The organism is Enterococcus sp. RIT-PI-f (genome assembly GCF_001297065.1).
Classification (GTDB): domain Bacteria; phylum Bacillota; class Bacilli; order Lactobacillales; family Enterococcaceae; genus Enterococcus_D.
The window spans coordinates 37,009-49,382 of sequence record NZ_LHOX01000009.1; the positions used below are offsets into that span (position 1 = coordinate 37,009).

At 44.7% G+C, this 12,374-nt stretch carries 11 protein-coding genes; 8 read left to right on the forward strand and 3 right to left on the reverse strand.

From position 1 onward, the window contains the following. Positions 1 to 12 precede the first annotated feature (12 nt). The 8 genes from AEQ18_RS02855 to gor all read left to right on the forward strand — a co-directional run bounded on the left by AEQ18_RS02855 (position 13) and on the right by gor (position 10,335). Positions 13 to 753 (forward strand): Stp1/IreP family PP2C-type Ser/Thr phosphatase, encoded by a 741-nt coding sequence (locus AEQ18_RS02855; RefSeq protein ID WP_054114854.1) that lies wholly within the window; start codon positions 13 to 15, stop codon positions 751 to 753. Continuing rightward, on the forward strand, positions 750 to 2,732 hold the full coding sequence (pknB, locus tag AEQ18_RS02860; RefSeq protein ID WP_054114855.1) for a Stk1 family PASTA domain-containing Ser/Thr kinase: 1,983 nt from the start codon (positions 750 to 752) through the stop codon (positions 2,730 to 2,732). The genes AEQ18_RS02855 and pknB overlap by 4 nt, the downstream gene beginning before the upstream one ends. 227 nt (positions 2,733 to 2,959) lie before the next feature. Beyond that, positions 2,960 to 3,427, forward strand: coding sequence for a CtsR family transcriptional regulator (locus tag AEQ18_RS02865; RefSeq protein ID WP_054114856.1), 468 nt, complete (start codon positions 2,960 to 2,962; stop codon positions 3,425 to 3,427). Between the two features lie 5 nt (positions 3,428 to 3,432). Continuing rightward, positions 3,433 to 5,913, forward strand: coding sequence for an ATP-dependent Clp protease ATP-binding subunit (locus AEQ18_RS02870; RefSeq protein ID WP_054114857.1), 2,481 nt, complete (start codon positions 3,433 to 3,435; stop codon positions 5,911 to 5,913). A 166-nt stretch (positions 5,914 to 6,079) separates the two neighbouring features. Beyond that, the gene (locus AEQ18_RS02875) at positions 6,080 to 6,412 is read left to right on the forward strand and encodes a hypothetical protein (protein WP_054114858.1); all 333 of its coding nucleotides are present in this window, start codon (positions 6,080 to 6,082) and stop codon (positions 6,410 to 6,412) included. A 258-nt stretch (positions 6,413 to 6,670) separates the two neighbouring features. Next, the gene (locus AEQ18_RS02880; RefSeq protein WP_054114859.1) at positions 6,671 to 7,591 is read left to right on the forward strand and encodes a peptidase U32 family protein; all 921 of its coding nucleotides are present in this window, start codon (positions 6,671 to 6,673) and stop codon (positions 7,589 to 7,591) included. A 13-nt stretch (positions 7,592 to 7,604) separates the two neighbouring features. After that, on the forward strand, positions 7,605 to 8,846 hold the full coding sequence (locus AEQ18_RS02885) for a peptidase U32 family protein (protein ID WP_054114860.1): 1,242 nt from the start codon (positions 7,605 to 7,607) through the stop codon (positions 8,844 to 8,846). A 145-nt stretch (positions 8,847 to 8,991) separates the two neighbouring features. Beyond that, positions 8,992 to 10,335: a glutathione-disulfide reductase gene (gor, locus tag AEQ18_RS02890; protein WP_054114861.1), complete on the forward strand. Its 1,344-nt coding sequence runs from the start codon at positions 8,992 to 8,994 to the stop codon at positions 10,333 to 10,335. 40 nt (positions 10,336 to 10,375) lie between these two features. Here the strand turns inward: gor and AEQ18_RS02895 are convergent, their stop codons facing one another. Genes AEQ18_RS02895 through AEQ18_RS02905 form a run of 3 tightly spaced genes read right to left on the reverse strand, consistent with a single transcriptional unit; the run spans position 10,376 to position 12,358 of the window. Further along, the gene (locus AEQ18_RS02895; protein ID WP_054114862.1) at positions 10,376 to 11,362 is read right to left on the reverse strand and encodes a polyprenyl synthetase family protein; all 987 of its coding nucleotides are present in this window, start codon (positions 11,360 to 11,362) and stop codon (positions 10,376 to 10,378) included. Positions 11,363 to 11,373: 11 nt separating this feature from the next. After that, entirely contained in the window at positions 11,374 to 11,937 is a 564-nt protein-coding gene (locus AEQ18_RS02900) for a Gx transporter family protein (protein WP_054114863.1), read from the reverse strand. Between the two features lie 10 nt (positions 11,938 to 11,947). Next, positions 11,948 to 12,358: a NusG domain II-containing protein gene (locus AEQ18_RS02905; protein WP_054114864.1), complete on the reverse strand. Its 411-nt coding sequence runs from the start codon at positions 12,356 to 12,358 to the stop codon at positions 11,948 to 11,950. Positions 12,359 to 12,374 lie beyond the last annotated feature (16 nt).

Below are 12,374 nucleotides of genomic sequence, written 5' to 3' on the forward strand. Positions count from 1 at the left end.
AGGTGAAAGAAATTGGAGATACGTTTTCAATCAGATGTCGGCAAACGGCGTAATACGAACCAAGACTTTGCAGCAACCTATGTCAATAAAGCCAATATCACATTGGCATTGCTTGCAGATGGCATGGGCGGCCATCGTGCCGGCGATGTAGCCAGTCGACAAGCAGTTAGTGAGATCGGCACCGCTTGGGAACAAACGACACTGACCGATAGTGAAAAAACGGCCCAATGGCTGATCCAAAAGATTCAGCAAGAAAGCCAAGCCATTTACCAAAAAGGCCAAACGCAAGAAGAACTCAATGGTATGGGTACAACGATCATTGCCGTGGCGCTTTTTGGCGATCAATTTACGATCGCCAATGTAGGCGACAGCCGTGCGTATTTGTTGCGTAATCATACATTGACACAAATCACGGAAGATCATTCATTGGTCAATGAATTGGTCAAATCGGGACAAATCACTGCTGAAATGGCCTTGAATCATCCAAGGAAAAATGTGTTGACCCGCTCTGTGGGGATGCCCAGTGAAGTAGAAGTGGATGTGGCAATCCATTACTTTGGTGCACAAGACTATTTATTGGTTTGTTCAGATGGATTGACCAATATGGTGTCTGATCAAGAAATCGCTGCGACGATCGAAGGAACGCCAGCGTTAGAAACCACTGTCCAACAACTGATCGACCAAGCCAACGCTAGAGGCGGCGTAGACAATATCACTGTACTGCTGATCAAAGTCGGAGGAGAAGGCCTATGATAGAAATTGGCAAGAAAATCAACGGCCGTTACAAAATCATCGGCAATATCGGCAGTGGCGGCATGGCCAACGTCTTTTTGGCCCACGATCTGATTTTAGACCGTGAAGTTGCCATCAAAGTCTTGCGCTTTGATTTCCAAAATGATCAAAGTGCGATCCGTCGTTTTCAGCGTGAAGCATTGGCAGCTACCGAATTGGTTCATCCCAATATCGTGACGGTCTATGATGTAGGTGAAGAAGATGGGATGCAATTTTTGGTCATGGAATACGTCAAAGGCATGGATCTGAAACGATACATCCAAACGCATTATCCAGTTCCTTACTTGCAAGTGGTCGATATCGTGCAACAAGTATTGTCGGCAGTAGCCTTAGCCCATCAGCACCGAATCATTCACAGAGATTTGAAACCGCAAAATATTTTGATCAATGAAGAAGGTGTCGTGAAAATCACCGATTTTGGGATTGCGATCGCATTATCGGAGACATCGATCACGCAAACCAATTCGATGTTAGGTTCAGTCCATTACTTGTCACCAGAGCAAGCCCGGGGCAGCATGGCGACCAATCAATCGGATATCTACGCCATCGGGATCATTCTATATGAAATGTTGACGGGCAAAGTACCTTTCGACGGTGAGTCAGCCGTCACCATTGCATTGAAGCATTTCCAAGATGATATCCCATCGATTCGCATCTATGATAAAAATGTCCCACAATCGATTGAAAACATCGTATTGAAAGCCACTGCCAAAGAACAAGCCGATCGCTACAAAACGGCAGACGAAATGCGAGAAGATTTGGCTACTGTTTTGTCACCAGACCGTTTGAATGAGCCTAAATGGACGCCGCATGCTTTGTTGGATGAAACGCGGGTGATCACGCCAATCGAGGAAGCAGCGATCGTGGCACCTGCGGAAACAGAACCAGTCGAGGTGCCTGAGGAAGAAACCAAGGACAAACCTAAGAAGAAAAAGAAATGGTGGTTGATTTTTCCGATTCTAGTGTTTGCAGCGATGCTTGGGATCGGCGGTTATTTCTTATTTGGCGGTGGTCGAGGAGATGTCGCGATCCCAGATGTCAGCGGCGATACCGAGGCCACTGCTCGAACAACCCTGACGGATGCGGGCTTACAAGTTGCTGAGGAAGTTGAAGAAATCGCTGACGATGAGATCGAGGCAGGACAAGTGGTCAAAACCGATCCTCCAGCCGGCAATGAAGTCAAAAGAAATGCGACGGTGACCCTGTATATCAGCAGCGGCACGGAGAAGATTGCGTTCAAAGACTATACTGGCCAAACCTTTGAAGATGTCAAAGAAGAATTGATCAAACTAGGCTTCTCTGAAGATCAGATCAATACAGAAACCAAGTCAGATGATGATGTAGAGGAAGGGGATATCATTAGCCAATCCCCAGCAGAAGACGAAGAAGTATCGCCGAAAGAAGATACAGTCAGCTTCGTTGTCAGCAGTGGTCCTGCTTCTTTTGAAATGGACAACTATTACGGGATGACTGAAGCAGCTGCAAAAGCGGATCTAACCTCTAAAGGTGTTGCCTCAAGTCAGATTTCGATTGTCTATGCCACCAGTGATCAGCCATCAGGCACTGTGATCGCCCAAGCCCCTGAATCAGGCGGCGAAGTATTTGCCTCTAGAACGACGATCACTTTGACGATCAGCAGCGGACAAGAAATGGTCAATGTGCCACGGATCGTCGGCAAATCACAAGCGGATGCTGAAGCAGACCTAAATGAAGCAGGATTACTCTTTGACATTGAAGAAGCGTCTGATTACAGTGATACCCCAGCTGGTCAAGTGACAAGTGTTTCACCAGGTGCAGGGACGTCAGTTGCTGTCGGCTCAACAGTGACAGTCACAGTTTCAAAAGGACCAGAACCAGAAGAATCAAGCAGCAGTTCTACGACAAGTTCAGAATCGACAACAGACACACCAACGAGCTCTACTGAATCGAATGATGACTAACGATTAGAAGCATGGTATGTTTTAGAAACGTCAATCGCCAGCATGGGAGAATGATCCCTGCTGTCGACTTGGCGTTTTTTGCGCTAGTTAAGCAAGACATCAGCCCAATTCCAGTGTGCGACTTTAAAAATTCCTTTAGTAAACGCCTCCTGTTAAGCGTACGTCTTTGCAACGACGTAAAATTTGGGTATAATGAAGGTCAGAATTAGTCAAGGGAGGGAAATGAATTGAGTCATCATAACACTTCCGATTTGATTGAAGCCTATTTGAAAAAAATCCTTGAAGATAGCGAAATCATTGAAATTCGCCGTGCCGAAATGGCCAACCTTTTCAATTGTGTGCCTTCACAAATAAACTATGTCATCAATACCCGTTTTACCGTACAGCGGGGCTATACCGTTGAAAGCAAGCGAGGCGGGGGCGGATACATTCGGATCGAAAAAGTCAAAATTACAGATAGCCATCACTATTTAAAAGAAATCAATCAATTATTTGATGAAACGATTTCTGAAAAAGATGCCTATGCGATTATTCAAAAGCTGTACGAGGAAGGAATCCTGTCCAAGCGAGAAGGCAATTTATTATTGACCGTCATCGCGAAAGCAGTTCTAGGACGTTCTCCTTATGAAAATAGAACACGCGCAGATTTGCTCCATGCAATACTAGAACGATTAAGTTATGAAGACAGGAAGTGAAAGAGATGGATGAACTATTCACCCAACGCGCGAAAGCCGTTTTGGCGATTGCGCAAGAAGAAGCGAAATACTTTAAGCACCAAGCCGTTGGTTCAGAACACATCTTGCTTGCCTTAGTCATTGAACAAAATGGCATTGCTGGCAAAACACTACGAGAAATGAATATCACTGAAAATGATATACGTGAAGAAATCGAACATTTGACCGGATATGGCACTGTACGCCATTATCCAGAGAACGCCTATTTGGCTTACTCGCCACGGGCGAAACATACCTTCGCCTTTGCAGGAGATGAAGCCAAGCGATTAGGGGCTCCGCAAATTGGTACAGAGCATTTATTGCTGGGACTATTACGAGATGAAGACATTCTGGCGTCTCGCATCATGTTGAATTTGGGCTTAAGCTTAGCCAAAATGCGGCAATTATTGAAGAAAAAAATGGGCTTTAGTGAAACCAAAAATGGTACAGCCGGTCGTCGTCGTCCAGCCCAAGGAAAGGCGCAGCCACAAGGCACGCCAACCCTTGATTCATTGGCGAGAGATTTGACCAAATTGGCCAGTGACAAACGCTTAGACCCTGTTGTCGGCCGTGCCAAAGAAGTCAAACGGCTGATCCAAATTCTGAGTCGCCGGACCAAAAACAATCCAGTATTGGTTGGTGAACCTGGTGTAGGTAAGACCGCGATTGCTGAAGGGTTAGCCCAAAAGATCATCAATGGCGAGGTCCCAGAAGATATGCAGAACAAACGCTTGATGATGCTAGATATGGGTGCATTGGTGGCAGGCACGAAATACCGTGGCGAATTTGAAGATCGGATGAAAAAAATCATCGATGAAATCTATCAAGATGGGCAAATCATTCTCTTCATCGATGAATTGCACACCTTGATTGGTGCTGGTGGTGCAGAAGGCGCGATCGATGCCTCAAATATCTTGAAACCAGCATTGGCCCGTGGGGAACTGCAAACTATCGGGGCAACTACACTAGATGAATACCAAAAATATATCGAAAAAGATTCCGCACTTGAACGGCGCTTTGCTCGGGTTCAAGTGGATGAACCAACACCTGAAGAAGCCGAAGAAATTTTACGTGGCTTACGTCCACGTTATGAAGAACATCATGGCGTAGAAATTTCTGATGAAGCATTGCATGCAGCCGTTCAATTGTCTGTTCGCTACATCAATTCCCGTCAATTGCCTGATAAAGCCATCGACTTGATGGACGAATCGGCAGCCAAGGTCCGCTTGGATCGCACGGATGAGAGTTCAGAATTGGCTGAATTGCAAAATGATATCGCCAATTTGATCGAAGAAAAAGAAGCTGCGATTCGCCAGCAAGATTTTGAAGCCGCAGCCCGTTTGCGGATCAAAGAAAAGAAATTGACCCAGCAATTAACGGAAGTAGCTTTCATGGAAGTCAAAGAATCATCAGGCTATGCAGATAGCGTAACTTCCGAAGATGTCGCAACTGTCGTGTCTCAATGGACAGGTGTACCCTTGCAGCAAATGGAGAAAAAAGAAAGCGAACGCTTATTAGATCTTGAGAAAATCTTGCACCAACGTCTTGTTGGTCAGGAAGAGGCGGTCAAAGCCGTTGCCCGTTCGATTCGACGCGCCAGAAGCGGGTTGAAAGATCCTAACCGTCCGATTGGTTCCTTTATGTTCTTAGGCCCAACCGGCGTGGGTAAGACTGAATTGGCGAAAGCCCTAGCGGAAGCCATGTTTGGCAGCGAAGATGCCTTAGTCCGTGTCGATATGTCTGAGTTCATGGAAAAATATAGTACCAGTCGATTGATTGGTTCGCCGCCAGGCTATGTCGGCTATGATGAAGGTGGACAACTGACCGAAAAAATCCGCTCTAAGCCTTATTCAGTCATTTTGCTGGATGAAGTCGAAAAAGCCCATCCAGATGTTTTCAATATTCTATTGCAAGTCTTAGATGATGGCCATCTGACGGATGCCAAAGGCCGAAAAGTCGATTTCCGCAATACGATTTTGATCATGACATCAAATATCGGGGCACAAGCAATCCGAGAAGAAAAAAGTGTTGGCTTCAATGTGACGGATCTGACCAAAGACCATCAAGCAATGCAAAAACGGATTCTTGAAGAGTTGAAGAAAGCGTTCCGCCCAGAATTCTTGAACCGTGTCGATGAAACAGTCGTCTTCCAATCATTGGGTGAAGGCGAGATCCACGAAATCGTCAAAATTATGAGCAAGTCGATTATCAAGCGCTTGGCGACACAAGACATTCAATTGAAAATCACGCCATCTGCCATCGATGTGATCGGCAAGGCTGGTTTCGATCCTGAATATGGTGCCCGTCCTATCCGACGTGCACTGCAAAAAGAAGTAGAAGATCGGTTGAGTGAAGCCTTGCTATCTGGACAAATCCATTTAGGTGACAAAGTCACGATCGGTGCCTCTAAGGGAACGATCACCTTAAATGTCAAAGAAGGCCAAGCCAAAGTATTGCAACAAGTCTAATCACGGAAGGCAGCAGGTATCCTGTTGTCTTCTTTTTTGTTTGCACATGTATGAGAAACGAAAAGGCCCGTTGATCCATCTATTGATGGGGATTCTCTTTGATGGTACGATAGGAATGAATCGCTAAATAAATATTATGAAAAGGAAAGGCAAAGGAGTGAGAAGGATGCGATATGCCTATATCTATTATGGACGCAAGATAAGAAGGGTGAGTATATTTACGCTGAAATTCATCGATTATCTATTGTTGTATCTTGTTGCCGCCAGACAGTTGTATCTATTTATTCAGCTCTTTTTCTTATGTCTTTTTTGTTTGCTCATAGGCGCAGGGATTGCATGCATAAGAAGAAAAAGGCAGTATGGGATGATCAAGGACCGGCCAAAATCTGATGCATATCTACATCCCAATCATGATCAACGAGAAAATTTGATTTTATTCACGTGTATCTTGATTTTCCTTGCAGCACTATATTTGATTTCCTTACCATTACCAGTTTAAATAGGCATCCTCAACAAACAGACATCGTAAGCAAAATCGATGGCTGTTTGTATTTGATTGCATTCATGTATCATTCGTATCAAGAAGATCTTGTCAGATATGCGTGGATATTCACAAATATTTTCCATGTAAAAGCTTTCTATATCAGCAATAAAAACTGATCGACACCATTTTTCGTGAAAGAAAGAATAGCGGAGACTATTGGAAACTTGCTATCTATGTGATACTATGAATGAGTTAAAAAAAAGGAGGCGCACTATGGTCGAGATTATTGCAACGGTCGAATCGATCGAACAAGCGACGGCGATCATGCCCTATATCGATACTTTATTTTTTGGAGAAGAAACATTCGGACTGCGTTTGCCGGCATCTTTTTCTCGTGAAGAACAATCTACATTGATCCAAATGGCCCACCAAGCAGGCAAGAAAGTAACAATTGCTGTCAATGGGATCATGCATCCCGAAAAAATGACTTTGATCCCCGAATATTTACGTTTTTTGCGGGCACAAGCAGCAGATCAAATTGCCATCGGTGATCCAGGCATTATTTACCGCATGCAGCAAAATCCTGAATGTGCGCTGCCATTTATATATGCAGCTGAAACCTTAGTTACCAGTGCACGCCAAATCAATTTTTGGGGCCAAAAAGGTGCAATTGGTGCAGTCTTAGCGCGGGAAGTTCCCTTCGATGAAATGAAAGACCTTGCGCCGCAAGTCGATATTCCAGTAGAAGTATTGGTCTATGGTGCAACTTGTATTCACCAATCGAAACGGCCGTTACTGCAAAATTATTATCACTATACGCAGCAAACAGAAGAAAAAAATCATAAACGCGGATTGTTTCTATCGGAACCTAAAAAAGAAGAAACCCATTATTCAATTTATGAAGACAGTCATGGTACCCATATTTTTGCCAATAACGATCTTAATTTGATGGAACAACTGCTGGAATTGACAGAACATGGCTATCATACGTGGAAATTGGATGGACTATATACACGAGGAACTGATTTTGTCGACATTGCGGCCTTGTTTGCGCAAGCCAAAGCGGCAATTGAAACCGATCAATTCACAACAGCTGATGCCATGCATCTGAGCACACAAATCCAAGCACTTCACCCGCAAAATCGGGGACTGGATACTGGATTTTATTCTTTTGATCGTGATGATATCAAGTAAGGAGCAATCGGAAATGACAGTCAAACAAGCATTGAAACGACCAGAAGTGTTGGCACCTGCTGGGACGTTAGAAAAATTAAAAACAGCGATCCATTATGGCGCAGACGCTGTCTATATCGGCGGTAATGCCTATGGATTACGCAGTCGTGCCGGCAATTTTACATATGAAGAGATGGCGGAAGGCGTTGCTTTTGCCAAAGCCCATGATGCCAAGGTCTATGTGGCAGCGAATATGGTCACCCATGAGGGCAACCAAGAAGGCGCGGGAGAATTCTTCCGAGAGTTACGGGATGTCGGCATTTCAGCTGTGATTGTATCTGACCCAGCATTGATCAGTATTTGTGCTGCGGAAGCCCCAGGTTTGCCGATCCATTTATCGACACAAGCTAGCGCCACCAATTACGAAACACTAGAGTTTTGGCGGGAAGAAGGCTTGGAACGTGTGGTTTTGGCACGGGAAGTTTCGATGTCAGAAGTGGCTGAGATCCGCAAACATACAAGTGTTGAGATTGAAGCCTTCATCCATGGCGCGATGTGTATTTCTTATTCTGGTCGTTGTACGTTATCGAACCATATGTCGATGCGAGATGCCAACCGCGGCGGGTGTTCGCAATCTTGCCGCTGGAAGTATGACTTGTTCGATATGCCTTTTGCAGGAGAACGGAACAGTTTGACCAAAAACGGCGCAATTGAAGAAGAATACTCCATGAGTGCAGTAGATATGTCGATGATCGAACATATTCCTGATTTGATCCAAAACGGTGTCGATAGCTTTAAAATCGAAGGGCGCATGAAATCGATCCACTACGTGTCCACAGTAGCCAATGTCTATAAAGCAGCCGTTGACAGTTATATGGCCGATCCTGACAATTATGTCTGCAAACAAGAATGGATCGATGAGTTATGGAAAGTGGCGCAACGAGAATTGGCCTCAGGTTTTTATTACGATACACCAAGTGAAAATGAACAACTATTCGGAGCCCGGCGCAAAATCCCGCAATACAAATTCATCGGGGAAGTCATGGCGTATGACCCAATCACCCAAACCGCCACGATTCGCCAAAGAAATCACTTTTCAGTCGGCGATGAGATCGAATTTTATGGTCCCGGATTCCATCACTTTCACCAAACTGTGGAAGTCATGTATAATGAAGATGGTGAAGCCATCGATCGCGCACCAAATCCAATGATGCTTTTAACGATGCCGGTCAAAGAACCAGTAGCCGTTGGAGATATGATTCGGAAGAAAAAATAAGGTCGAGAGTTATTCTCGGCCTTTTTGCTGTCCATCCTCTTCCATTCTATCATGCTCCGTATGACAGAATGGAAGAGGAACAGCACTAAAGGAACCTAGTGGCACATAGTTACGCTAAGAAGATAGCAAAGGGAGGAAATAAAATTTGGAAACTTATGATTACATAGTGATAGGCGGCGGCAGTGGCGGGATTGCTTCTGCTAATCGTGCGGGCATGCATGGTGCCAAAGTATTATTGATTGAAGGAAATGAATTAGGCGGTACCTGTGTCAATGTCGGTTGTGTGCCCAAAAAAGTGATGTGGCAAGCCAGTGAAATGCTGGAGATGATCAAGCGGGATGCACCTAGTTACGGAATTTATCCACATGTGGATAAATTTGATTTCGCAGAGCTTGTGGATAAACGCGAAAAATATATTGAGTTTTTGCATTCAGCCTATCAAAAAGGCTTAGATAGCAATCATATCGATGTGATTCGAGGTTATGCACAGTTTGTGGATAACCATACAGTGACTGTCGATGGCACAGCCTATAAAGGCAAACATATCCTGATCGCTACAGGTGGCAAACCAAGTAAAATGCGTATACCTGGTGGCGAATATGCGATCGATTCTAATGGTTTCTTTGCCCTCAAACAAGCCCCTAAACGGATGATCGTCTTAGGCGCTGGCTATATCGCTGCAGAAATCAGTGGTGTCAGTCAGCAACTAGGCAGTCAGGTGGCTTGGGCTTATCGCAAAGAACGGCCATTACGGACTTTTGATCAGATGTTAGCAGATAACTTAGTAGAGATGTACCAAGAAGCGGGTATCGAAACATATGCTGGTTATACTGCGACTGCTATCACGAAAGAAGAGGAAATCTATACGGTCACCTTTGAAAATGGCGCTACGCTAAGTGGCGATTGTGTATTATTCGCAGGGGGCCGTATCCCGAATACAGATCAGTTGAATATTGAAAACACGGATGTCACATTAGATGAAAAAGGATTTGTTGTGGTTGATAAATATCAAACGACTACCGTTGACCACATCTATGCAGTCGGCGATGTGATCGGCAAATTAGATTTGACACCAGTAGCCATCGCCGCTGGCCGCCGCTTGTCTGAACGGTTGTTTAACGGACAGTCCGAATCTTATTTGGACTATGATCTCGTACCGACGGTTGTCTTTACGCATCCGCCAATTGCTACGATTGGTCTAACCGAAGAAGCGGCCCGCGCACAATATGGAGAAGCAATCAAGGTTTACCGTTCTCGCTTTACGCCGATGTATTTTGCTTTGAATGACTATCGGCAAAAATGTGAAATGAAATTAGTATGTCTTGGCAAAGAAGAAAAAATCATTGGCCTGCATGCTATTGGTGTAGGTGTGGATGAAATGCTGCAAGGCTTCGCAGTCGCAATCAAAATGGGGGCAACAAAAGCTGATTTTGATCAGACAGTGGCGATCCATCCAACGGGTTCAGAAGAATTTGTCACGATGCGTTAAAAAAAAGTTGTTGAGGGGCTTCCTCAACAACTTTTTTTGATTAGTTTGTGCGGCTTAAAATTTGTTCAGTGATGCGATAAAGATAGTCTTTACTCTCGTCTGGTGTTTCTGGCAGTTTCTTGATGCCTTGCAAGGCTTTATCGGTGTATTTGGCGGCTAATTTTTTGGCCTCAACCAACCCTTGCCCCTCTTGCACCAGTTGATAGATCACTTGGGTATCTGCATCTGTCATGGCGTCTTTTTTGGCTAATATCGGCAGCATTTGCGTCCGGTCAGTCTTTAATGCCAACAATAAGGGCAGTGAATAGACCCCCTGACGGACATCTTCCAAAACCGGTTTGCCAAGCTGAGCAGAAGCTTGGCTATAATCAAGAATATCGTCCATGATTTGGAAAGCCAATCCAATTGATTCGCCAATTTCTTTGGCTTGATTGGCAAACCGCAGCGAAGTGCCGCTTTCATATGCCCCGATAAAACAGCTCAAAGCAAACAATTCAGCTGTTTTGCCGCTGATATTTTCTAAGTAATCGGCGACCGTCACATTGACATCGTATCGTTTACTCATTTGCCCCAATTCGCCAGCCAATATTTTTTCCATACTGCGGGAATTCATTTGCAGGCTTTTCATAGAGCTGGCATAATCCGCCATCAATTTGAAACAGCAGACAAATAAGTAATCACCCGCATAAACCGCCACATCGTTGCCAAACTGTGACCGAATCGTTGGCAAGCGGCGACGTGTATCTGCGTGGTCAACGATATCATCATGGATCAATGATGCCGTATGCAGCATTTCGATCGATGCCGCCAATGCCACCGCTTTTTCAGGATCTTTCTCACTGCCAAAGGAAGAGAATAAGAGTTGATAGGCTGGGCGCAATAATTTACCGCCGGAATGAATCATAGCGAGAATGGCTTCTTCAACAGCCTTATTTTTTAATTTGAGCGATTTTTCCATTAATTGCAAGGAGGCAGACAAGTCAGCTTGCAGTGCTGGATATTCTTGCCACATTGAATGAAGTTTCATAATTGGCTCCTTTATTTTGAATCCGTCGTGCGCCATTTGACCTTTGTCTGACGCTCATAATCCAGTTGAAAACGACGAAGCGTTTCAACGCGTTGTAATAAGTAATTGGCGGCGATCCCGATTGCGATCCCGGACAAAATCCCAAAAAAAGACAAGACAGGTAAATAGAGCATCACACTCCATGATTGTGCAATCCAAGAAGCGGTCACCAGTTGGCCCACATTATGCAAAAAACCGCCTGCCGCACTAATCCCGATAATGCTGACTCTTTTAGGCCCTAATTGTTTCACTAGGAGCATGCCGAAATAACTGAGTAGCGAGCCGCTCATGCTGTACAAGAAGGTGGAAACAGTCCCGCCGAGCAATGTGGTGAGGATCAATCGCAGCCAGATCAGCAAAAAGCTGTCTTTTTTTGGCATCGTGAACAAGGCGATGATCGTGATCAGATTCGCTAATCCCAGCTTGGCACCAGGTGCAAAAGCGAAAGGATAAGGGATCATATTTTCCACTAAGCCAATCACGACACCTTGTGCCACCAAGAGGGAAATGAAAATTATTCGTTGTAATCGACTCATAAGCAAACGATCAATAAATCAGATCGTCGGTTTCACTCCCATCTGAAGCTTGGATTTCTATCACCATTTTGTGGGGCAGACACACGATCGTTTCGCCGTTTTTGCTGGCCCAGCCGCGACGTACGCAGATCTGATCACCGCAATTGGCTTCTTTGATCCGGATACGATCGCCATCTATTTCAAGTAAATTATAATCACCATCTTCATCTTCGTAAAGATAGGTATAGCTTTTTTGTCCTTCTACGAGATCAAAACGTTTGATCTCAGTGCCATCCACCCGCAAAACAGCTTCTTTGGTTGCTGTTTGTGTTTGCCCGAAAATGAGGATTGGCAAAAAAGAGCTGAGAATCAAGAGGAGGATGATCACGCCGTCCCACGGTTTTAAATGGGCGTTTTTGATAAATGTTTTCAATTTTGTCATCATAAGACTCCTGTTC